We start from the raw sequence: 20,586 nt of genomic DNA, 5'->3' as shown, positions 1-20,586 counted from the left end.
CCACCAACCTAACCAAGCATGAACAAACTGTTAAAAATTGTTAAATGCCAAGTTTAGGGAATTAATCATGTTAGAAAAATTAAAAAAAATAGATTTACAAAACGCACTGGGTGCAAGTATTAGGGTTTCTCTGCAAACTAAAATAGCCAGTACAGACAATGGCATGGCCGTTTTCTTTGATTCGTTATCTTTTAATGATGAATGTGAACTGATTTATTTTATCAGCAAAGGTGAGTACTGCGGTTCATGTCAAGTGCTACCGCAAGAGTACGAGAAATTCAAAGCCGTGGCTAAGGCCCAAAACCTAATAAATTAACCAGCCTTGTGCTGGTTTTTGTGTTTTTAGTTAAGGCCATTACGGTGGCTTTACCTAAAAATACACTCGTTAAATAAATGGTTTTGGGGTTTGTGCACAAATTGGATCATAGAGTTTTGTGGTTTGTGCGTACCAAAATCGTGGGGGTTGAGTATCCCAATTGAGCTATCACGGGAACAATGCCGAAAGCTCAACCTGTACGAAGCGATAACATTACTGGCTAGGATAAGCGCCCAACTGGGGTAATTGGAGGTTCGCACCCTCCCGCCTATAACCGTTAGGAACACGGCCAACGTTATGAGAGTGAGCAGGGGCATAAGGGGGGCGTAGGTTGAAAGCTCTTTTAAGTCACTCTTGCGGTACGCTTGCCTAAGCAAACCGCCATCCGAAGTAAGGCTTACCAAAGCACATTGGTTAATGTTCTTTGATAAGCCCCTCAATGCGACTTTGGGTGTGGCGCCTCTATTGTAATTAGCATAAGTACCGATTGAGTTCGGTTAATCTTATAGCGGTTTACAAGGGGCTTGCTGCACCCGAAGCGCAGCGAGGGGCAGCAAGTAGTAACAGTTCCCAGCCCTTTTAGGGCGCGCATCATAAACCCAGAGAAAAGCCCCGCAGGGGCCAACATTATTCTGGGTCGCAATGGCTCTTTATTGCGGCCCATACAACCCCATGGGCGTAAGTGAGGAGAATAGCCCCGCAGGGGCCAGCATTTGGCCCGCCGCTAGGCGCAAAAAAAGGCCAAGCAATTTTATTAAAAATTAAAAGAAAACTTATTGGGCGGTGCGGTATGTGCGTCAACAAGCCCCGCAGGGGGTTTTGTCCACATATCCACGGCTGATTGTATTGTGCGGTAAGTGTGTCAGTAATACGCGCAGCGGATTCTGTCCACTTATCCACAAATTTCGTTTTTTGCGGTTTTCAGGCCGATTTAATTAAATAGGTACCTAAATGTTTAAGAAGTTAATCAAGCTTTTTTCAGGTAAAACGCGCGTGGTAGGTAATGGATTCGGAGCTGGTCGCTCAAACAGTGTATATGCTCCCGATTCAAGTGAAAACCCAGAACCACAGGAGCACATAAGCAATCAGCCAGATAAAAAGTTTGTAAGCAGGCTTGTTAATAAACGCACTATTCAGGGCAGAGAGCACCGTTCAAGTAACCCTTATTCAGTGCGTGAAGTCGAAAATATGAATATTAAATATTTGCTTGAGGATATTAAGCAAGAGAACACATTAACCCCCAAAACAATAGAGCTTTTAGAGTTCATATCTAAAAAGGTGATCAAGTGAAAGAAATAAGCACACAAATTAATAGAGTTGAAGTTGCAGCAGAAGTAACTAAGCGCGCAAGTATGCTCCAAGCCAAAACAGCGGCGGTAAATTTAGGGGATGAAACGTTAGTTTTATTGAAAATGATGGTCGCACTATGCGGGGAACTGAAACAAGAGAGCCAACAGGCCATTAAAGAACTTGGAGAATTAAAGAAACTCGTTGAGTTAACAAGTGATTGAAGTTTTAAGTTATTCACTTGTTGTTATTGCCGTCTGCCTTGCTCTTCTTTTGCTGCTAGCCGTTGTGGGATTATTTAAACTCATATTTTTGGAATAACAATGAAACTACCAATTAAAACAGTACCGGCGCCTGATGGTGGAACAATTCCACTTCGCACAAGTAAAAATCCTGTGCTTGGGGTTTACCTACATCATTGTGGGTCGGTTGCCAGTGTTCACAGACCAAAGGGAAAGCGTAAAAATACCCTTTACTTAATTTGTGACGAGTGCAAAACCGACCAGTGCGCGGGCGCTGCCTATCAAGAAAAAATAGCAGCTAACATGCAGCCGAATATTGAAGCCTTACAAAAAACCTGTGACATGCCAGGCGAATTACCTGTGAAAATTTTCGAAGAAAAAACAGCAGACGAACCAAGCGTAATAGATGAAATTAAGGCTATAGGTTTAGAGTGCGGTTTGGAGGTCGATGGTAAAACTGGCGAACCGCTTAAGCCGATAGATACCGCAGAAATAGCGGTTTACAGCCCAACGCAAGCCGAACCGTTAACCGAAAAACTAGCCGAAACAAGCGAACCAGTTAAGCCGCTTGATACCGCTAAAACAGCGGCTCAAACCGAAACAGCCGACCCAGTAGAGCAGGCAAAGCCTGAAAATGCCAAGCGTATTGGCCTGTTTGCCATTATCGGCGCGGGCTTAGGTGCATTACTAGCAATTTAATAGGGTAAATCATGACAGACAAAAGCAAAGAACAACAAGCCGAGCAAGCCGCATTAAACGAAGAGTTTAAGCCATCTATTGAAGATGAAATAAACCGTGAAGATGAAGTTCAAGCTATGGCTAAAGCGTTGGGGTTAGATGATGGTGACTTTGATCCAAAAGCCGCAGGGGTTGAAGATGCAAAGCCACTCACTCAGGAACAAAAAGAAGCCCAACAAGCCGAACTGGCAAAAGAGCTCAAAAGTGAAGAGGGTTCATTGTTTGCTGCTACCAAGTTTTTAGGTAGCTTAGAGTTTATGTTTAAGAAGTTCGGGCATCATAAGTTTGCAATTGATCCCGTTGAAAAACAAGAAACGATTAAAGCCGTTGCCCCAGCTATACAAAAATATAGCGGGTCGTTGGTGTCTATGATGGGCGATTATGAAGCCGAGGTAATGGCAGCGCTTGCGGTGGGCTCTCTCACTTATGGTTCAGTGAGTCAAATTAAGGCACTTAAGGCGATGGATAAAGAAAAAGTAGTCAATACAGACGAAACTCCCACACCCGATGAACAAAAAGCGCAAAGTAATGAACCACAGCAGCCAGAAACCGCGCCAGAACAAACAAAGGCGGCTTAATCATGGCTTTATCACCTATCAACCCAAATGACGCGCTAAATATCACCCATGCGCTTTATGCAGGCTCTACGGGGTCGGGCAAATCAACTGCAACCCGTAAAATGGGGTTAATCAAAGCAACGGATCAGGTTGTGTTTTGGGATTTATACGGCCAATACAAAGATAAAGAGTTTTTAGGGCGTCAGGTTCGCACCTACTCAAGCCTAAAAGGCTTTTTAATGGCTTTACACGCTGGCCGTAAAACTAAGCAAGGTTTTAAAATTGCATTCACTCCCACTAATCCACCAAAAGACAAAAGCAGCATTCGTAAGCTGTTTTTAAAAGTGTGTGGCATTGTTTGGGGAATGGGTAACGGTAAGCACCCTAAAACTTTGCATTTCATAGCTGAGGAAATTAACCGTGTAACCATTACCGCAGGCGATGAAGACTCTATTTATGGCGAGTTATTAGAGGCAGGCCGTAAATTTAATATTATGGTTCATTCTATTAGCCAGCGCTTGGCACCGATACCAAACACCGTTATTTCTATGTCCGGTTATAAATGGGTCGGTTGCCAAAATTTAATAAGTGATGTTGAGCGAGTAGCTAAGGAACTGCAAGTTAAAGCCGCCGATATTATGGCACTAAACAAGCTCGAATATTATTTTAAAGGCGAGGGCTTTGGTAATGTAAAAAATGGAAAACTGCGCTTTTAAATCATTCTCCAAACAAAAACCGCTTAATTGCGGTTTTTTTTCGTCTAAATAAACCTATTAGGTTAGCCCTCATTTTACCCCATTGACCTAAGCCGAAACCATAGCGTTTACTAAAAGCCACTTAAGCAAGCACACAACGCAGAGCGCAAATGTGAACAAACAAATTATAGTCGGCACAGGCGCAGCGGTTGCAGCGTTTGCAGCAGTAAAAATTATTAAACACTTTATTTTAAACAGCAAAAGCGAGAGCGCAAAAAATGAAATTGAACAAAAGTAACTACATGGTAATTGGTATTTGCACACTGATTGCAGCGGGTGTTGTATGGGCATCAAACAACGTTGATGCAGTAGAAGACGTAATTGGTTAATTGGCCTTGCCAACTAACCCCGAATAAACACTAACGCAGGACGTTAAAAAATGAACGAAACAAATTTATCTGCCGCCATTGCTCGCATTATGGGCAAAATGCAACCGACCATGATTCAATTGGAAGGTGCAACGGGCGTAGCATACGAAGAAGAGGCAACAATCAAGTTGCAAGCTGGCCTTGTTTATCACTCTATTGAGTTGGAGACAAATTTAAAAGAAGTGCCAACAATTGAAAAAATCACCGTTGATATTAGCGGTACACCGGTTGTTTATTCGTCTAACGTAATGTTGGATGTATTAGATAAAGCGTATCAAAAATTTCAACAAGAAGGCCGATTTGTTCTTGACCTGTCAAAGTTTGAATTTCGCACGTCGCAAGGCGTTTACCAAACACAACTAGTTACTGAGCTAACAGACACAGTAACACTGCAAATTAAATTTAAAGCCAAAGGCGAAACAGACCCTGTTGTGCCCACGCTAAAAGCAAAGGCATGGGTAACTGATAAAAAACCAACTGGCCGAATTTTTGTACCTACCCGTTACGAGCATACACAGTTTAGTGCAGCAAGTGGCGAACATACATGGGCATTTCCAAATGGCAGCGCAGCAGAGCATGTGCAGCGCATGGTATTTGCTGAAAATGAAGTGACCATATCAGAAATTCGCGTTAAGCGTGGCTCAAACGTTATTCATCGTGTTATGCGTAGTGACCTTGATTTTAGTTTGCAGCGCTTGGCAGGTGTAGCACCGCAAGCGGGTTATTGTATTTTAGACTTTACTGCATTGGGTTTTGGTGCAGAAGGTGCGTTTAATACGCTGGGGCTTAACTTTGAATTTATCGTAAGCGGTAAAGGTGCAATTAAAACGCATATCCAGGGTTATAAACAAGTTAAAGCATTGCCAACTCGCGCACAGCTTGAGCAACTAGTTTTAAATAGCTAAGGGGGTTTTATGTCTTGGTGGGATTCAATAGTTGATATTGGCGGTGACTTATACGACGGCGCGGCCGCCGTGGTCACTGACCAGTACAACGCATACACAGAATACCAAAAGGCCGCGCAATCTGATGCAGCTAAAAACGTTGATAACTTAAAGCAAGCTGAGCCAATGAAAGGTAATACCGTTGATGGTTCAACAACGGTTGCGGTCACGGGTTCGCAGCAGCAAAACGGCGCGCCAATGTTTAGCAATCAAATAATTGCAGGTGTAGACAACAGGCTGTTAATTGCTGGCGGTCTAATTGCCGTATTGCTAGTGATGAAAAAATAAGGGGATAAAAATGCCTTTATTACTAGTGTTTGCAGCGGGCGGCGGTGTTGGCTTGGCGCTTAGCTCGCTATTAAACAGCACGGTCAAATTAGGGTTAGTTGCTGGCGGTGGCTATATTGCATATCAAGTTTATACAGGTGGTAAATAATGGGTGCAGGGTATAGCGTTAGCGGCGGCGCAAGCAGTGCTGAAAATGGTGATCAGTCGTTTGGTTCAACAACAAACTTCGGTGGCCTGAACTATGGCGGAACAGGGGTTAGCCCTTGGTTGCTGTTCGGTATTGCTGGCCTAGCCCTTGTATTTATTATGAAAAAATAATATGCAAAAAATCAGCTTTGAAAGCGTGAAAGACAAGCTAGCGCCAGCCATGAAGGGCGGCGCGGGGTTAATCAAGCGCGAAATTAAACAGGGGTTAGCAACTACATGGATAACAAGTAATCGCCAAGTAGCCGCTATTATTCGGCCAGAAGGTAGAGAGCTTGTTTTTGTAGCAGTGGCCGGAACAAACCTAGCGCGCGCAGTAAATGAATTTGTTTTATTTGCAAAGCAGCGCGGGTTTAGTTCGATTCGGTATCACACAAAAAACCCACACTTTTTAGCAAAAGGCGTTAGCGCACTAGCTATAAAGCCGCAACTGGTTGAAATTCGAAAGGCCTTTTTCGGCAGTGATGAATATATTTACAGGGTGAAATTATGAAAATATTAACGGTTAAAGGGGCGCACAAGTTAAAGCGTCGCAAAGTGAACCGCGCAGTGCGTAAAGCGCGCCGCGATTCCATCGGTGGCAATGTGAAAACGCCGCGACTTACTCGATAGGAGATTGCTATGGGTGGTAAGTCGAGTAGTAGCCAATCAACTAGTAATTTGCAAACCACCAACAACATCGTAAACGATGGTGATTATGCAGGTGTTGGCGGTAATGTAACACATGACGAATCGTCAAATGATAACAGTGTAGATAACTCCCAAGAATGGGAAATTGATATTGATAACTCGCAAGAGTGGGATATAGATAATAGCGTTGAAAATGACGGTGATTTTGCAGGTAACAGCGGCAATATTAATGTGCTGGATGGCGGCGCAATCAAGGGGGCGTTTGATTTTGCCAGTGACGCGCTAAGCTTTGGCGAAAAAGCCCTTGATGCAAATAAAGACGTAAGCAAAGCCGCTATTGATGCAGCAAACAAAGCCGCAGCAACAGCAGCAAAAACCGCAGCGGATGCAATAAAAGAAAATGGCCGTGTTGTTGATGCATCGCTTGATTTTGCAGGTGATGCAGTTAAACAAGTCGGGAATACTGCAAATACAGCAATCAATGAGGTAGGTGATTTTGGGCGCTCGACAATATCAGACTTTAGCGAGTTTAGTCTTGATGCAGTAACCGAGCTATCCGATAGCTTGCGAAATGCAACACAAACGCAGCTAAACAACTCAGCGCAAACGGTTGCACAAATTGCACAATCAGCCAGCGAAGACAAAGCCATTATTTCGGAGCTTGCAAAAAACACCGCACTACAGGGGCAAGATATTGTAGCTGAACAGGCGGGGCAAATGATTAAGTATATGGCTATTGCGTTGGGCGTTATTGGTATTGCAGTTGCAATTACAGCAATGGCACGGAGTAAATAAACATGCCTAGAATTACACTAAAAGCAGGAGAAGAACAGCAGCGCCCAATGGGCGCGCGCTGGCTGTCAATTGTTGAAGCAAACACACGTTTTAAAATCGAAGGCGGGTTTGGCAGTTTAGTTGGCGAAGTTGGCCGCATATTTGATATGGAAGGTTTTAACCAAGTAACCTTTAAAAACGAAAGCACTGAGCAAATCGAATTCGAGTACGAGACATCAAACATTAAAGTTTACGCAGTAGGCAAAGGTGTTGTTTCGGTATCAAATGCAATTGAAGTAACCCGCATTCGTGAATCAATTCAGGTTGATGCTAATGCAACCGTTGAAAACGGCAAAATGGCAATATTGCCCGCGAATAACTTTGAGTCGATAGCGCCTAATAAAACCGTGGTTGCTCCTGGTCAAACGCTTGAAATTTTCCCCGCAAGAAACGCCGAAAATCGCAGCGTGTTAATTCAGTTAATAACTGATTCGCCAAACTTTTCAGCGGTTCGCGTGGGCACAAGTGCAGCCAATGTTGCAACGGGTGTTTTTATGTCCGGCAATAAAAATGCACCGGCATCATTTAACTTTGAAAATATCGCCGCACCTATTTTTGTTAAAAATGAAAGTGCCGAAAACGTAACGTTAGCAGGGGGTGAACAATGGCGGGTGTAAACAATCAACCAAATTTTAAACCGTTAATTGATAACCAAAGCACAGCGCAAAGCACTGAATTAACAGCCGCAGAGCAAGCAATTAATTCAAGCATTGATAGTGCGAAAAATGAATTGTCAGCAAAAAGCGACAGCGTAAAAGCAGCGGTTAACGCAGCAAAAACGCTAATAATTGATGATGCGAAAGTAAAAACGGATGCGCTGTTAGTTGTTGTTGAAGCTGCAAAAAATGCTGTGTTAGCTGATATAAGCGAAAAAATAAACGAGCTGCAATTAGCTGTTGATGCGCCTAAGTCACCCATTAAAAGCATACAGCGCGGGGTTGTTGGTATGGCGGGTAATGGTTACAAGACTGTAAGCATTGCTACTGTTGATTTAAGTAAAAGCTTTATTGTTAGCTCATCGTCATCTGACCAACACTCAGGGTTGTACTCGGTTGTGCCGTTTGCCCAGCTTGAGTCGGCATCAGCTATTAGAGTTTATCAAAGGTATGAGGCACGCACAGAACTAAGCTGGGAGGTTATCGAATATGTTTAATTTAATAACATTATCAACCACTGAAAATAAAACCACTGTGTCAGGTGTTCGCATGGTGGGCGAGTCGGTAAAACTCACCGAAAGCGATATAAAAATAAATGAATATCGCGCCGATTTAGTGGGTTGTGAGGTGATAGACGGTAACGTTATCAGCGACAGCGGTGAAGTTTTATATTCATTAAACGGGGTGCAGGGTGAACAAGTGTAATTTACTTGTTGCCCTTTGCTCGGTGGGGTTTATTTATATGTTAACTAAAAATCAAATTAACGTACCGCTAAACGTGCGTTATAACAACCCGCTAAACATACGAACGGGTAACGATTGGGACGGCGAACGAGAGCGCGACATTGAAAAAGGCTATGAAGAATTTTTAACGCCCGAATTTGGTTTTCGTGCCGCTTATAAACTGCTTATGACTTACAAACATAAGTACAGCGCTTACACGCTCGAAACAATACTAAACCGATGGGCGCCAGCTAATGGCGAGCACAACGGGCAAACGTATGTTAACCATACGCAAAGTTATATTAACTATGTTGGTCAGCGTTTAGGTATTACCAGCAGCGACCCAATTCCCGATCACCTTTACCCAGAGCTAATGCTCGCAATGGCAGATTTTGAAGGCGCAAAAGGCGCGTTTAATCTAAATCAAGCGCGCGAAGGGGTAGCACTCGCATGATAAATAAAAAATGGTTAGTGACCACAGTGGCGGGTGCGGTAATTGGCGCACTCGTTGTTTATCAAGTTAAAAAACACACTAAAGGGATTTTGGATGATGAGTAATCCTTTTTTTGCATTTATTGGTGGCCTGTTCGCACCGCTTGCAACGTGGTTAGATAATCGCGGCAAAATAAAACAAGCCGAACTTGATAGAGATTTAGCAGTAATCAATAATCAAGCAAAGCTTGTTCAATCGGGCGTTGATAATAATCACAATTGGGAAATGCAAAGCCTACAAGACAAGGATAAAACGCTAAGGCTTTTTAGTTATTCAATGTTTACCGCGCCCATATTAATAACCGTTGTATCGCCCGAGCATGGCGCAGCCATATTTAAAAACCTTGACGCTGTGCCGCCTTGGTTAGTGCAAACATGGATTGCAATTAATGGCGGCGTGTGGGGAATTGCTAGTTTAAAAAATATCGTACCGCAGTTCGTTACATTATTAAAAAGGGCTAAAAATGGATAGCTTAACCTTAAAAGACTTCGTTTTTATCATCATGCAAATAATAGTAATAACCACAGTGATCGTAACAAACAAAATTCACATTGGTTTTTTGCAGGGTCAAAATGAAGACCTAAAAAACTGCATCAAAGAAATGCAAAAAATAATCACCGAATTGCGTGTTAAGGTCGGTATTTAATGAATGCAACAAAGTGGGCCCTAATTATTGGCGCGAGTTATTTTTTATATCGTAAAATGGCCGCACCGCTTGAAGCGCTCGACCAAACAGTAAAAACACTTACTAGGCCAGTGGCGCAAGCGCTCGCAGAGGTGCAATTTATTATTAATGGCAGCAATTACATTAAAAGCCCAACCAGTGAATTTTATTTAAACACCGACAAGCTAGATAGTAATTTTAAAGTTATTGATAAAGTTTGGTTAAAAGCGATATACTTAAAACACGATAGCAACGGCGATTTGATTGAGGAGATATTCGACCCGTATTTGAGGCTAAAGCCCAAATATTACCCGCTGGTAAATGGGTTGGTAGATGCAACCACAGTTAACGCACTAAAATAAAAGGCTCATTATGTACCACAACCGCAGAACAATAGTTAAAGCGCCCATCATGCAGGATGAATACAAAAGCGCATTTGAAAACGGAAAACTGAAAAAGGGTTTTCGATATATCAAAGGCGGGGACATAGTAACCCCAACCGCAACAACAATAAAAAAGGCCGCATAATAGCGGCCTTTTTGTTTTGGGTAATGCCTAACCTTTAAATAAAATATTAGTTAAAGAGTAAGCAGCATTACTACCTTGGAAAATTAAACCCGCTGGCACATCATCGTAAACTTTGCCGTAAGTCGCTAGGCCTGAATATTCGCCATCTAAATCAGCGCAGGATGAAACCGTTAATTTTAACGAATAAAGATTAATGTCAGCGTCTTTATGCTCAACAGTACCAGTATACTGGCAACCAAATGTATCAGAGCCAGACAAATCGCCGCTATCATCAAGCATAATCGACGTTGTTAAATCAGCATCAACGTAATTACCCGCAATAACATCTAAGCCAGCCGCATCATTAGTCATTGCCAATTGCTCAATGCTAAAGCTGCTCAGTTTTGCGCCATCGAATGACGTTTCGCCCGTAATGGCCGTTGGGTTATATGTGCCGGTTAAAGTGCCAGCACCTGCTTTTGCATTATCAATAAACGAATCAACGTTAGCGGTGTAATTAGTTTTATCCGAAAGCGAAAGGGTTCCCGTGTTTTGTTCTTCGTATTCAGTAATAAATCTAAATTCGCCCGTTGACGAAATAAGCCCAACAACGCCAAATTGTTCAATACCATCGGCCATCGTAATAGTGCCAGACCAAACACCGCTAGGCATAATTAAAGTGGGTTCGGGTGTTGTGGTAACAGGTGGTGTTGTGGTTTCTGTTTTATCGTCACTACCACCGCCGCCGCAAGCAGCAAGAGTTGATAATAGAAGGGCGCCTGTAATTGCCTTAAGTGTTTTTTCCATAGGGTAATACTCCATTTGTTTTTTATTGTGCTTTAAAAGCCGTGTTAGGGTATTGCATTAACACACTGATTTCTAGCATTAAGCTGATTTTTTATCGCCATATTTCATAACGATATCTTTTAGCGCAAATTCGTCCGACATTTTAATCAAATCGTTACCAATAGCCTTTAGTGTTTCACTGGCCGCAACCAGCTCATGCAAGTGGTCTATTTTTTCTTGAAGTGTTTTAACGTGGTTTTCGTTGTAGCGCACCGAATTTTGTAAAAAGTCTAATTTGTTTAAGTAGCTAGGTTCGTAGCGTTTGCCGCGCGGTGTCCATAAATAGCCATCTCTACAAATATAAAAATCAGCCCAGCCTTTATGCAAACTCATGCCGCCGTTTATACGTTGCTCAAGCATTCGCACCGCGCGTGGGCATGGCTTGTTTGTGCTTATCCAGCGCTCTAAAGTGCGCTCAGAATTAATAAATAAAAATTCCATTGCTGCAATACTGTCTAATTTGCCCATATTCATAAAGCCAGCTCTAAAAAGTAGGTGTTTAAAATCGCTCATGTTTAGTTCCTTTTTTCACATTGAGCCGTATTTAGGCCACATACGTAAAAAATAACCATTCTTTTATTAGATTGATAAATAAATATCCAATCAATTTAACAGATGATACGCAAAAACAGATAACTTGCTAAAACAGGGGGTTCGAGTGATTTTAACAGGCAACGCCCAAACAGCGCCATATTGTCGTGTTTGATGCTATTTAACATAATATAAATTATAGGTAGTTGTATATGTATTAATAAGGAGTGCTATATTCTCTTTATTAGCTCTGCAATATCCAATACTAGACGGTATCGGACATTAAAGGGGTTTTTATCTAAGTTAGTTATTCTCAGTTTGGTACATTTAAATTTAATTAATATTTTCTAATGTATGTAATCTAATGCATGGAATATTATATTTCAGGATTTCATTTAAAATATAAGTTACTCAATACTTAGTAAACGCTCGGCCGTGTATTCGTTAGTAATAAGCCCACTAATCATTTTAGATCTTAGCGCACCTAAAATGGCTAATACTTTTTCTTCTCCGGCAGCTATGGCAAAAATTTGTTTATCTGAATTAACTTTTAATGGCGTACTTGCTACTCGTTGATTAACATTACAATCTAATAACTTACCATTTTTATCAAACACCCAGCTTATCATTTCTCCTACAGCACCTTGCTGTTGTAACTCTTGGAGTTCGTCAAGGCTTACAAAACCGTCTTTATGAAGTGGCGAATTTAATCCTAAATTACCAACGCCTACAAATGTAACATCTGCATTCGTGGCTAATTTTAAATTACTAGCAACATTCTGCTGTGAATGCAGTTGCTGCTTTTCCTCAATGGTGCGTGGCAAAACTGGTAATGGCATAGGGTAATGTTTGGCATTTATATGTTCCGCCATTCTTACTACTACATCGTATGGCGATGCTGATCCGTCTAATGCCATATTGCCTAACATGGCAACTATTTTATGTTGTTGGCAATCTTGTGTTCGCAGCTCATCTACGCATGCGCGTAAAACTCGCCCAGTTCCCATTGCAATAACTTTTGGTTGTGGTGATTTTAAATGGCGTTCTATTTCAGCCGCACCAGCTTGTGCCAAACCTAATGTAGATGAAGGTTCTGACGGATCACTAGGGACTACATCACAAGAGAGCAAACCAAAACGTGTTTTAATTTGTTCAGCCAAATCCATACATTTAGCAATAGGATGATCGAGTCTTACTTTTATTAATCCTTGGCTAACAGATAGCGCTACCATTCTTTGTGCCGATTGGCGTGAGGTATTAAGCTTTTTAGCTATTTCGTCTTGTGTTTTACCTGCAACATAATACAACCACCCTGCTCTTGCTGCGTCATCGAGTTTTCTAATTTCTGTATTAGATAGCTTGGCCACTGAAACCTCTTAAAATCAAAATAAATAGACTATTAAAATTGATTAACAGCAAAATATTTTTGTTAATTGAACGAATTATTTAATTGTTATTAGCCCTCTAAATATACCATTCATTTAATAAAAGTGTCGAATTTTCATGTTATTGCACTAATAGAAATCAAGTTAACGCTTTCTAATTGCTCACAACATATTTTTTCTATTGCAGCTAAGTGCAAGTTATGGCCACAGCTATAAAAATTATAAAAACGTAAATGCGACCTGTAATGCACCTTTATTTTGCGCGGGGTTCCACATAGCTGTTGCCTATATAGGAAAATTATACTCTAGTATTTGTAAGCTCTTGGAGTAAGTAAAACCTAAGTTAACTATATTAGCGTTATCATCATAAAAGTTTTGCTGATCTAAAAAAGAAAAAGCACCACCAATAAATACAGAGACTTGCTCATCTAATTCATTACCCTTCCACACGGGCATGCTAGCTTCGAGATAGTTAGTGTAAGCTTGTTTGTTTTTTCCTGAACTTTCATCTAAATAGGTATCTATCCCTTGAACTATTACTGAGTAGTAAAGTGATAATAGCATTTCGCCCGCAAAGGTATAACCAAGACCGACATCAATAAAGTTTCCGGTTTTATCCGGATCGCTTGAATAGTCAAAAATATCTACATTATTAATCGACGAGTGGTTCCCATGATTAACAATTTCAATGAACAGCTGCTCTGAAAACTTATAAGAAGCAAAATAAGTAAACTCCTGATACTCACCATCAAAAGAGGTCCCACCCCATAAACCTAAGGTGATTTTATTATCCGCCGTTTTATAAGTTAATTCACCAGCAACCATTGGGCCTGGCGTTACAATTGAGCCATGCCATAAGTGATTTGTTTTAAATTCTAACCCTAAATTAAAATCGTTGCTGTGTACCTGGCTACTATAAGTCGTTATTGCTGCCGTTAGTGTTAATACATGTTTAGCTTTCATAGATATGCTTCTTTGGTTGTATAAGCTCTACGTTTGGCTTGAGTTATATAGTGCTAAATTACAGCATGGGCATAAGCCCTTGCTGCGGTCATAATCCCAGCAAGAGGTTCGTACGTCAACTATTTAAATAACAAAAAATTCACAATGCGTTACCTTGCAATAATAAACCAATTATATCAGTAGGTTAAAACACCATAATTGTTAATTTTTTTATTAATTAAACGTAAATCACTTACAACGTAAATTTTTACAATATTAAAGGATAAGTAATGCGCGGAGGTTATTTAATAAAAACGACAAAGTAGCTAAAAATCATTTAAATCAGTTATTAATGACTGTTTTTTAGTTACTGTCTTGAGCTTATGAGGTGGTTAGCTTAGTATTGAAAGTACTCAAATGGTATTAACAATAGAAGTAACAACATATGGAATTTGTGCACCCACTAGAACCTATTTTAATTATTGATGATACAAAAAACAGTCGCGACTATCTAAACCAAATTTTAACGGATCTTGGTTATGAAGATATTCTTGAGTGTGAAGATTTTGATTGTGCAAAACCGCTGCTTAGCGAAAAGTCCCCAAAGGTTATATTTTTAGATGTCGAAATACCTGACTCTGAAGGTAGTGATATTTTAACTTATATAAATAATTGCTATCCGCATATTCATGTTGTTATTTGCTTTGGCCATAACAGTTTCGAAAATGTAGAAAATACGTGGGAACTTGGTGCTAAAGGGGTTATAGCAAAACCGTTTAATGTACAAAAAGTAGATACAGTAATGAAGCGTTTAGAGCTCATTGAATAATATTAAGGTTAGTATGCAAAGTTCTGTTAGTGCAATTATCGATGATTTATCTAATGTTATTTTTGGTAAAAAACAACAAATAAAGCTCGCGCTCACCTGCTTATTTAGTGAAGGCCATTTACTAATTGAAGATTTACCTGGCATGGGTAAAACAACGTTATCGCATGCCTTAGCAGCCGTTTTAGGCTTGTCGTATCAACGGATACAATTTACCAGCGACTTACTCCCAGCCGACATATTAGGTACTAATGTATTTAATAGTAATGAACACAGTTTTAGCTTTCATAAAGGGCCTATTTTTAGCCAAGTTGTTTTAGCAGACGAAATAAACAGAGCGGGACCTAAAACACAAAGCGCCTTACTTGAGGCAATGGAAGAACAACAAGTTACTGTTGATGGTAAAAAGTATTCTCTTCCTACCCCATTTTTTGTTATTGCTACACAAAATCCATTACATCAATCAGGTACTTACCCTTTACCTGAGTCGCAGCTAGATCGTTTTTTAATGCGTATTAGCCTTGGTTTTCCGCCTAAAGAAGCCGAAAAAAGGCTGTTACTAAATATGCAAAAGCGTGACTACACCCAGCTACCACAACGTATTACTGAGCAACAATTAGCTCAAATTCAAACTCAAATTAGCAATATTACACTTAGTAATCCTGTAATTGATTATATTATTGAATTAGTAAATTATACACGCGAAAGTAATAATTTTGCTGCATCGTTATCGCCACGCGCTAGCATGGCATTAGCAAAAGCTGCTAAATCATGGGCTTATATTGACGGTCGTGACTTTGTTATGCCTGAAGATGTGCAAGCAGTTTTTGCCAGTGTTTGTCAGCACCGTTTAGGGTTACACAATGAATCTGGCGAAGCGCAAGTTATACAAATATTAAAAGCTGTTATGGTTCCGGTATAGCATTTATGCCAAATAACAAAGCTAAGCGCCCTGCTTTATTTAAGTCATTTAAACGTGCCATATTTAATAAATTATTAAAAAATAAACATTTAAAACAGTCAATTACACTAGAACACAAAACTATTTATGTTTTTCCATCAGCCCTTGGCTGCTACTTTATTAGTGTAGCTATTTTAAATTTTGTGATGGGGATTAACTATCAAAACAACTTAATTTTGATCATGGCTTATTTAATGTTTGTGGTAATGATTATTGCTGTACTACTGGGTTACAGCAATGCAAAAGGGCTAACTGTTACTTTTAAAAATTCACTTTCGAGCTTTGCACCACAAAATCCACAAGTTCAGTTTGCTGTACAAAGCCCCTCTATTTGCCAATCTGTGATGCTAATTTATCAAGGCGATCAACAAACGCAAATTAATCATGATGAAATAACCAATGCAGCCCAAACGCTAAGCTTACCACTACCCTATAACAAACGCGGATGTTACTCACTACAGCGAATAAAAATTGCCAGTAATTATCCCTTTGGCTTGATCACTGTTTGGAGCTACATTCAACTACAATCAAGTGTTTATATTTACCCTTCACTTGAAAAGGTGTTTAGTGACGCTCAGATAAATAGTCTAGCCGAGCAAGCCGAAAACGGTATTGCCAAACAACTCGGTAGTGAAGAGTTTGAAACATTAATACCGCACTTGCCTGAAATGGGATTGCAAAGAATTTCTTGGAAACATTTTGCTAAAACACAGCAGTTATTAGTTAAAGAGTTTGTTGATTTTAAAGCTGCTGATGCATTATTTGATTTTGATTTAATGCATGGCGATACCGAGCAACGCTTAAACCAGCTGTGCTTTTTAGTATGTGAAGCAACAGAGAATAACACCCCTTTTATGCTAAAACTACCAAGTAAAATAATAGCTACCAACCTAGGTGTGCAACATAAAACACTTTGTTTAGAATCACTTAGTACATTTAATGGTGATACAAAGTGACGGCAATAAAAAACATAAAAGTAATAAATTATTCACTGTGTTTTATATACAGCTGCTTAGTCGTGTTTTTTATTGCTCACTTACCAATTGTATTTATTAGTGTACTAGCGCTACTTTGTGCGTGGAACTTTTATGTAACCATAAGTAATAAAACTAAACCTAATGCCTGGTTGGCTAACGCTTTAGCAGCACTTGCTTTAGGGTTAATGCTTTTTAGTGTGGGATTTAGCGACACGGTTATTTTATTTGTGGCTATGTTGTTGCTTTCAAGCTTATGTAAGTTGTTACAGGCGAAAACTAAAAAGCATTATCATGTAATAACTACGCTGACATTTTTTTCGCTTTCGGCGGTTTATTTATTTAACCAAAGTATTTTAACTACTTTAGTAGTGAGTAGTTTGTACATTTTAAACTTTGCTGTACTGGGCTTGTTAGAATCAAAACATAATTTAAAAGTCGCATCTAAACAAAGCGGTAAATTACTATTATTGGCATTACCGCTGGCGGTATTTTTATTAATATTTTTACCAAAAATGCCTGCATTTTGGCAACTACCTGGGCCAAAGTTAGCTAAAACAGGTTTGTCTGAGCAAATAGATCCGTTTGATATTGCCAAGTTATCTAATTCAGATGAACTGGTTTTTAGAGCTAAATTTAATGATCTAGCACCTAAAGCTCCCCTGTATTGGCGAGCCTTAGTACACGATGAGTTTAACGGAAATGCGTGGCTCACTTCCAATTTATTAAAGCATAACAGCGTAACTCAAACTAAAACGCAACAAGTTAGCAGTTTAACAAAATACGACTATTCGATTATTGCCGAGCCCTCGAGTCAAAAGTGGTTATATGGGCTCAACTTTGCAACCAGTAATAACGATAACGTAGAGAGTGACTCACTGGGCTTACTGCGTAAAAAAAATTACCAAGCTAAAAGTGTGCAATACACAGCAAGCAGCTCTGCACTAACAAATGCTCCTTTATTACAGTGGCAAACTAAGCACTACAAACACTTAGTAAATAACGACAATAACAAAACAAGTGCCCTTGCCTATAATTTAAAACAAAACTTAACCAGCGACCGTGATTTTTACAATGCATTACTACAGTACTTTATAGACGAAAAATTTAGTTATACGCTTAACCCGACGCCAATGAGCGGCAACAATACTATTGATCAGTTTATGTTTGAGCAACAACGTGGGTTTTGTGGCCACTATGCCAGTGCCGCAGCTTATATTTTTAGAAGTGCGGGTATACCGTCAAGAGTTGTCAGTGGCTATTTAGGTGGTGAGCTTAATACTGATAATAATACTTTATCTGTTCGCCAATATGATGCACATGCATGGGTAGAAGTGTATTTAGATAATGAAGGCTGGCAAATATTTGATGCCACAGCGGTGGTTGCTCCCGATAGACTTACAGGATCGCTTTCACAAAATAATGAATTAAATAATGAGTTTAAAAGCAATCTCGACTTTGGTTTGGTCAGTTTAAGTAACTTTGCAGCTATTAACTGGTTAAGGCTAGAGCTAGAAAACTTAGATTATAAGTGGTCTAGCTGGGTACTTGGTTTTGATGATGAAAAACAAAACGACTTTTTAAAGTCTATTTTTGGCAGCAAAAATATTTGGCTGGTACCGCTGGCTGTAATTGTTATTTTAGGGCTGACTTTTGTTAGTTATTTTGTTTATTTAAATTGGCCTAAGCCCGCTACTAAATTAGCTCCTATTGTTAAAGAGTTTGAAAAATTAATAAATTGGGCTAAAAAACGTAAATTTTCGATAGCCGATCATTTAACTCCTACCCAACAATTAAATCACTTAGCAGCGCAAGCGCCGCATGTTGAGCAACAATTAATCGAGTTTAGCCAGTTATTTAACCAAGTACGTTATGCTAAAAAACCATTTAATAAACAACGTAAAACTCAGGCAAAATATCTGATAAAATTAATTAAATCTACGAAACAGAGAAATCTATGAATGCGGTTGTTATAGGCGTTTTATTAATGCTTGGGCTAACCTTGGTCCGCGTAAATGTTATTGTTGCAATGATAATAAGTGCCCTAGTAGCTGGTTTAACCGCGGGTTTGGGCTTAAAAGAAAGTATAGACGCCTTTAATTCGGGATTGTCGGCAGGTGCTGAAATAGCACTAAGTTATGCCATGTTAGGTGCTTTTGCAGTGGCTATTTCTAAGTCAGGTTTAACACGTATTTTAGCCGCAAAATTATTAGCTAAAGTTAATGCACAAAAAAGTGGCAGTGAAACCCTGCTCAGTTATTTTATTTTATTTATAATAATGATCTGCGCCATTTCATCGCAAAACTTAGTGCCGGTTCATATCGCCTTTATTCCTATTCTTATTCCACCGCTGCTGGTAATTTTTAATAAACTTAGGCTGGATAGACGTGCAATAGCTTGTATATTAACTTTTGGTTTAGCTACTTCTTATATGGTACTACCGTATGGCTTTGGTGGTATTTACTTATATTCAATACTCCATAAAAATTTAGTCGACAACGGTTTAGAAATAATAAATACCCAAGTGCCTATGTCAATGATAATTCCGGCTTTGGGCATGTTTGCAGGTTTATTAATTGCAATATTTTTTAGTTACAGAAAACGTCGCGACTACGCAGCGCTTCCGCTTACCATAGAAAGTAAAGAAACCACGGTAGAAAACCCAAAAAAGGTAATGTTAGTTGGCCTGTTTGCTGTACTTGCTTCACTTATTGCGCAAAACGCTAGCGGTTCAATGATTTTAGGCGGCTTAGTGGGTGTAATGATTTTTAGCGTTTTCGGTATCGTTAAATGGGAAGATAATGGCGACGTATTTAGTAAAGGCGTCGCTATGATGGCAATGATTGGTTTTATAATGATTTCTGCTCAAGGATTTGCAGCTGTTATGCAAGCTACAGGTCATGTGGCTAGTTTAGTACACAGTGGCGCTGAGTTATTTGCTGGGAATAAACCCATTGCGGCAGCGGTTATTTTATTAGTTGGATTGTTTATTACCATGGGTATAGGTAGCTCATTTTCAACCGTACCAATTATAGCTACTTTATTTGTTCCTTTATGTTTAGAGCTGGGCTTTTCGGTTATGGCCACTGCTGCTTTAGTTGGTACGGCCGGTGCGTTAGGTGATGCAGGCTCCCCCGCTTCTGACTCTACACTTGGGCCAACTTCCGGGCTAAATGCTGATGGCCAGCACGACCACATTTGGGATTCAGTAGTGCCTACCTTTATTCACTTTAATATACCGTTATTAATATTTGGCTGGATAGCCGCCATGGTGCTTTAACCTAAGTAATGTAAAACGATAACCTAATAATAGATTAGGTTATCGACCTCCCACCTCGATAATTTTTATTAAAATTGACTCTGCTGTTTAGCTATATCTTTTGCAATTAATTGGTATGATGTGTTCTTTAGTGGTGATTAAATAAGCACTACTTAAAGTGCTTATTTTTAATAACATTAAAATACTTTATTCTAATGTTTACTTGTCAAAACCATAAATCATTTTATCGCAAACAACAGGCGTTGGTCGGTGATCATCATTTACTGCAACAAAGGTAAAGCTGCCACTAATAGCAGAATGCTTGTTGTCATTATGCATAGTTTCTAGAAGTATATCGACATCAACCTTTAAACTGGTATTACCTACATGCACTACTTTTGCTATAAGTTCAGCAAAAGTACCTGCAGGAATAGCTTCTTTAAAGTCTACTCGATCTGATGAAATGGTAACTAAAGGCTTACGGCAAAAACGCGTTGCCGCTATAAAAGCAACCTCGTCCATCCAAGCTAAAGCGTCGCCACCAAATAAAGTGTTGTGGTGATTAGTTCGCCCCGGAAACACTGTTTTAGTTACCGATGTGGTGGAATCTTTAATACGTTGCGCGATAATAGCATCGCGCTCTACTTGTGTCATAG

The 20,586-nt window shown here is 39.8% G+C and carries 29 protein-coding genes; 24 read left to right on the top strand and 5 right to left on the bottom strand.

The window, feature by feature from the left end; translation table 11 throughout:
• The first annotated feature begins 67 nt into the window (after window positions 1-67).
• The 19 genes from CIK86_RS06250 (at window position 68) to CIK86_RS06170 (ending at window position 10,061) form a co-directional block, all read left to right on the top strand.
• Window positions 68-316: a hypothetical protein gene (locus CIK86_RS06250; RefSeq protein WP_086994072.1), complete on the top strand. Its 249-nt coding sequence runs from the start codon at window positions 68-70 to the stop codon at window positions 314-316.
• A 951-nt stretch (window positions 317-1,267) separates the two neighbouring features.
• A complete protein-coding gene (locus CIK86_RS06245) occupies window positions 1,268-1,606 on the top strand; it encodes a hypothetical protein (protein WP_086994075.1) in 339 nt (112 codons plus the stop codon).
• Window positions 1,603-1,827, top strand: a complete 225-nt coding sequence (locus CIK86_RS06240) for a hypothetical protein (RefSeq protein WP_086994078.1) — start codon at window positions 1,603-1,605, stop codon at window positions 1,825-1,827. The genes CIK86_RS06245 and CIK86_RS06240 overlap by 4 nt, the downstream gene beginning before the upstream one ends.
• A 99-nt stretch (window positions 1,828-1,926) precedes the next feature.
• Window positions 1,927-2,544: a hypothetical protein gene (locus tag CIK86_RS06235; RefSeq protein WP_086994081.1), complete on the top strand. Its 618-nt coding sequence runs from the start codon at window positions 1,927-1,929 to the stop codon at window positions 2,542-2,544.
• An 11-nt stretch (window positions 2,545-2,555) separates the two neighbouring features.
• Entirely contained in the window at window positions 2,556-3,161 is a 606-nt protein-coding gene (locus CIK86_RS06230; protein WP_086994083.1) for a hypothetical protein, read from the top strand.
• Window positions 3,162-3,163: 2 nt separating this feature from the next.
• Window positions 3,164-3,856: a hypothetical protein gene (locus CIK86_RS06225; RefSeq protein ID WP_086994086.1), complete on the top strand. Its 693-nt coding sequence runs from the start codon at window positions 3,164-3,166 to the stop codon at window positions 3,854-3,856.
• Window positions 3,857-4,007: 151 nt separating this feature from the next.
• Entirely contained in the window at window positions 4,008-4,133 is a 126-nt protein-coding gene (locus tag CIK86_RS19360) for a hypothetical protein (RefSeq protein WP_257010379.1), read from the top strand.
• A gap of 141 nt (window positions 4,134-4,274) precedes the next feature.
• Entirely contained in the window at window positions 4,275-5,168 is an 894-nt protein-coding gene (locus tag CIK86_RS06220) for a major capsid protein P2 (RefSeq protein WP_254910711.1), read from the top strand.
• Between the two features lie 9 nt (window positions 5,169-5,177).
• Window positions 5,178-5,495, top strand: a complete 318-nt coding sequence (locus CIK86_RS06215) for a hypothetical protein (protein ID WP_086994089.1) — start codon at window positions 5,178-5,180, stop codon at window positions 5,493-5,495.
• A gap of 10 nt (window positions 5,496-5,505) precedes the next feature.
• Complete coding sequence (locus CIK86_RS19225; RefSeq protein WP_176359658.1) at window positions 5,506-5,643, top strand: hypothetical protein; 138 nt, start codon at window positions 5,506-5,508, stop codon at window positions 5,641-5,643.
• On the top strand, window positions 5,643-5,813 hold the full coding sequence (locus CIK86_RS19220; RefSeq protein ID WP_176359659.1) for a hypothetical protein: 171 nt from the start codon (window positions 5,643-5,645) through the stop codon (window positions 5,811-5,813). The genes CIK86_RS19225 and CIK86_RS19220 overlap by 1 nt, the downstream gene beginning before the upstream one ends.
• A 1-nt stretch (window position 5,814) precedes the next feature.
• On the top strand, window positions 5,815-6,192 hold the full coding sequence (locus CIK86_RS06210) for a hypothetical protein (RefSeq protein WP_086994092.1): 378 nt from the start codon (window positions 5,815-5,817) through the stop codon (window positions 6,190-6,192).
• A 128-nt stretch (window positions 6,193-6,320) separates the two neighbouring features.
• Window positions 6,321-7,124, top strand: coding sequence for a hypothetical protein (locus CIK86_RS06205; protein WP_086994095.1), 804 nt, complete (start codon window positions 6,321-6,323; stop codon window positions 7,122-7,124).
• Between the two features lie 2 nt (window positions 7,125-7,126).
• Window positions 7,127-7,780: a hypothetical protein gene (locus CIK86_RS06200; protein ID WP_086994098.1), complete on the top strand. Its 654-nt coding sequence runs from the start codon at window positions 7,127-7,129 to the stop codon at window positions 7,778-7,780.
• Window positions 7,768-8,316: a hypothetical protein gene (locus CIK86_RS06195; protein ID WP_086994101.1), complete on the top strand. Its 549-nt coding sequence runs from the start codon at window positions 7,768-7,770 to the stop codon at window positions 8,314-8,316. The genes CIK86_RS06200 and CIK86_RS06195 overlap by 13 nt, the downstream gene beginning before the upstream one ends.
• Entirely contained in the window at window positions 8,309-8,524 is a 216-nt protein-coding gene (locus CIK86_RS06190) for a hypothetical protein (protein WP_086994105.1), read from the top strand. Before CIK86_RS06195 ends, CIK86_RS06190 begins: the two co-directional genes overlap by 8 nt.
• 37 nt (window positions 8,525-8,561) lie before the next feature.
• A complete protein-coding gene (locus tag CIK86_RS06185) occupies window positions 8,562-8,996 on the top strand; it encodes a hypothetical protein (RefSeq protein WP_086994189.1) in 435 nt (144 codons plus the stop codon).
• Window positions 8,997-9,089: 93 nt separating this feature from the next.
• Complete coding sequence (locus tag CIK86_RS06180; RefSeq protein WP_086994108.1) at window positions 9,090-9,506, top strand: hypothetical protein; 417 nt, start codon at window positions 9,090-9,092, stop codon at window positions 9,504-9,506.
• Between the two features lie 174 nt (window positions 9,507-9,680).
• Window positions 9,681-10,061: a hypothetical protein gene (locus tag CIK86_RS06170; RefSeq protein WP_086994114.1), complete on the top strand. Its 381-nt coding sequence runs from the start codon at window positions 9,681-9,683 to the stop codon at window positions 10,059-10,061.
• A gap of 193 nt (window positions 10,062-10,254) precedes the next feature.
• Here the strand turns inward: CIK86_RS06170 and CIK86_RS06165 are convergent, their stop codons facing one another.
• The 4 genes from CIK86_RS06165 to CIK86_RS06150 form a co-directional block, all read right to left on the bottom strand.
• Complete coding sequence (locus tag CIK86_RS06165; protein WP_096317091.1) at window positions 10,255-11,013, bottom strand: hypothetical protein; 759 nt, start codon at window positions 11,011-11,013, stop codon at window positions 10,255-10,257.
• 78 nt (window positions 11,014-11,091) lie between these two features.
• Window positions 11,092-11,565, bottom strand: a complete 474-nt coding sequence (locus CIK86_RS06160; RefSeq protein ID WP_086994120.1) for a DUF3653 domain-containing protein — start codon at window positions 11,563-11,565, stop codon at window positions 11,092-11,094.
• A gap of 425 nt (window positions 11,566-11,990) precedes the next feature.
• Complete coding sequence (locus CIK86_RS06155; RefSeq protein ID WP_086994123.1) at window positions 11,991-12,950, bottom strand: sugar-binding transcriptional regulator; 960 nt, start codon at window positions 12,948-12,950, stop codon at window positions 11,991-11,993.
• A gap of 303 nt (window positions 12,951-13,253) precedes the next feature.
• Window positions 13,254-13,931 (bottom strand): hypothetical protein, encoded by a 678-nt coding sequence (locus CIK86_RS06150; protein WP_086994126.1) that lies wholly within the window; start codon window positions 13,929-13,931, stop codon window positions 13,254-13,256.
• Window positions 13,932-14,355: 424 nt separating this feature from the next.
• Here CIK86_RS06150 and CIK86_RS06145 point away from each other — a divergent pair, with 424 nt between their 5' ends.
• From CIK86_RS06145 to CIK86_RS06125, 5 genes are read left to right on the top strand one after another with little or no spacing between them, the layout of a single operon-like run.
• Window positions 14,356-14,739, top strand: coding sequence for a response regulator (locus CIK86_RS06145; RefSeq protein ID WP_086994129.1), 384 nt, complete (start codon window positions 14,356-14,358; stop codon window positions 14,737-14,739).
• A gap of 13 nt (window positions 14,740-14,752) precedes the next feature.
• Complete coding sequence (locus CIK86_RS06140; RefSeq protein ID WP_086994132.1) at window positions 14,753-15,658, top strand: MoxR family ATPase; 906 nt, start codon at window positions 14,753-14,755, stop codon at window positions 15,656-15,658.
• A 5-nt stretch (window positions 15,659-15,663) separates the two neighbouring features.
• Window positions 15,664-16,653 carry a DUF58 domain-containing protein gene (locus CIK86_RS06135; protein WP_086994136.1) on the top strand — a complete coding sequence of 330 codons (990 nt, stop codon included), beginning with the start codon at window positions 15,664-15,666 and terminating at the stop codon, window positions 16,651-16,653.
• Window positions 16,650-18,632 carry a DUF3488 and transglutaminase-like domain-containing protein gene (locus CIK86_RS06130; RefSeq protein ID WP_086994139.1) on the top strand — a complete coding sequence of 661 codons (1,983 nt, stop codon included), beginning with the start codon at window positions 16,650-16,652 and terminating at the stop codon, window positions 18,630-18,632. Before CIK86_RS06135 ends, CIK86_RS06130 begins: the two co-directional genes overlap by 4 nt.
• Window positions 18,629-19,951, top strand: coding sequence for a Na+/H+ antiporter family protein (locus CIK86_RS06125; protein ID WP_086994142.1), 1,323 nt, complete (start codon window positions 18,629-18,631; stop codon window positions 19,949-19,951). The genes CIK86_RS06130 and CIK86_RS06125 overlap by 4 nt, the downstream gene beginning before the upstream one ends.
• Before the next feature lie 198 nt (window positions 19,952-20,149).
• Here CIK86_RS06125 and CIK86_RS06120 read toward each other — a convergent pair whose 3' ends face one another.
• Window positions 20,150-20,584 (bottom strand): acyl-CoA thioesterase, encoded by a 435-nt coding sequence (locus tag CIK86_RS06120; RefSeq protein WP_011328175.1) that lies wholly within the window; start codon window positions 20,582-20,584, stop codon window positions 20,150-20,152.
• Window positions 20,585-20,586 lie beyond the last annotated feature (2 nt).

Source organism: Pseudoalteromonas sp. JB197, assembly GCF_002332205.1.
GTDB classification, from domain to species: Bacteria; Pseudomonadota; Gammaproteobacteria; order Enterobacterales; family Alteromonadaceae; genus Pseudoalteromonas; species Pseudoalteromonas nigrifaciens.
This window is presented reverse-complemented; position numbering and strand designations above follow the sequence as displayed.

Coding starts and splice junctions, on each gene's coding strand:
- CIK86_RS06250 (WP_086994072.1), top strand. CDS start 68: ATGTTAGAAAAATTAAAAAAAATAGATTTACAAAACGCACTGGGTGCA.
- CIK86_RS06245 (WP_086994075.1), top strand. CDS start 1,268: ATGTTTAAGAAGTTAATCAAGCTTTTTTCAGGTAAAACGCGCGTGGTA.
- CIK86_RS06235 (WP_086994081.1), top strand. CDS start 1,927: ATGAAACTACCAATTAAAACAGTACCGGCGCCTGATGGTGGAACAATT.
- CIK86_RS06230 (WP_086994083.1), top strand. CDS start 2,556: ATGACAGACAAAAGCAAAGAACAACAAGCCGAGCAAGCCGCATTAAAC.
- CIK86_RS06225 (WP_086994086.1), top strand. CDS start 3,164: ATGGCTTTATCACCTATCAACCCAAATGACGCGCTAAATATCACCCAT.
- CIK86_RS06220 (WP_254910711.1), top strand. CDS start 4,275: ATGAACGAAACAAATTTATCTGCCGCCATTGCTCGCATTATGGGCAAA.
- CIK86_RS06215 (WP_086994089.1), top strand. CDS start 5,178: ATGTCTTGGTGGGATTCAATAGTTGATATTGGCGGTGACTTATACGAC.
- CIK86_RS19225 (WP_176359658.1), top strand. CDS start 5,506: ATGCCTTTATTACTAGTGTTTGCAGCGGGCGGCGGTGTTGGCTTGGCG.
- CIK86_RS19220 (WP_176359659.1), top strand. CDS start 5,643: ATGGGTGCAGGGTATAGCGTTAGCGGCGGCGCAAGCAGTGCTGAAAAT.
- CIK86_RS06210 (WP_086994092.1), top strand. CDS start 5,815: ATGCAAAAAATCAGCTTTGAAAGCGTGAAAGACAAGCTAGCGCCAGCC.
- CIK86_RS06205 (WP_086994095.1), top strand. CDS start 6,321: ATGGGTGGTAAGTCGAGTAGTAGCCAATCAACTAGTAATTTGCAAACC.
- CIK86_RS06200 (WP_086994098.1), top strand. CDS start 7,127: ATGCCTAGAATTACACTAAAAGCAGGAGAAGAACAGCAGCGCCCAATG.
- CIK86_RS06195 (WP_086994101.1), top strand. CDS start 7,768: ATGGCGGGTGTAAACAATCAACCAAATTTTAAACCGTTAATTGATAAC.
- CIK86_RS06190 (WP_086994105.1), top strand. CDS start 8,309: ATGTTTAATTTAATAACATTATCAACCACTGAAAATAAAACCACTGTG.
- CIK86_RS06185 (WP_086994189.1), top strand. CDS start 8,562: ATGTTAACTAAAAATCAAATTAACGTACCGCTAAACGTGCGTTATAAC.
- CIK86_RS06180 (WP_086994108.1), top strand. CDS start 9,090: ATGATGAGTAATCCTTTTTTTGCATTTATTGGTGGCCTGTTCGCACCG.
- CIK86_RS06170 (WP_086994114.1), top strand. CDS start 9,681: ATGAATGCAACAAAGTGGGCCCTAATTATTGGCGCGAGTTATTTTTTA.
- CIK86_RS06165 (WP_096317091.1), bottom strand. CDS start 11,013: ATGGAAAAAACACTTAAGGCAATTACAGGCGCCCTTCTATTATCAACT.
- CIK86_RS06160 (WP_086994120.1), bottom strand. CDS start 11,565: ATGAGCGATTTTAAACACCTACTTTTTAGAGCTGGCTTTATGAATATG.
- CIK86_RS06150 (WP_086994126.1), bottom strand. CDS start 13,931: ATGAAAGCTAAACATGTATTAACACTAACGGCAGCAATAACGACTTAT.
- CIK86_RS06145 (WP_086994129.1), top strand. CDS start 14,356: ATGGAATTTGTGCACCCACTAGAACCTATTTTAATTATTGATGATACA.
- CIK86_RS06140 (WP_086994132.1), top strand. CDS start 14,753: ATGCAAAGTTCTGTTAGTGCAATTATCGATGATTTATCTAATGTTATT.
- CIK86_RS06135 (WP_086994136.1), top strand. CDS start 15,664: ATGCCAAATAACAAAGCTAAGCGCCCTGCTTTATTTAAGTCATTTAAA.
- CIK86_RS06125 (WP_086994142.1), top strand. CDS start 18,629: ATGAATGCGGTTGTTATAGGCGTTTTATTAATGCTTGGGCTAACCTTG.
- CIK86_RS06120 (WP_011328175.1), bottom strand. CDS start 20,584: ATGACACAAGTAGAGCGCGATGCTATTATCGCGCAACGTATTAAAGAT.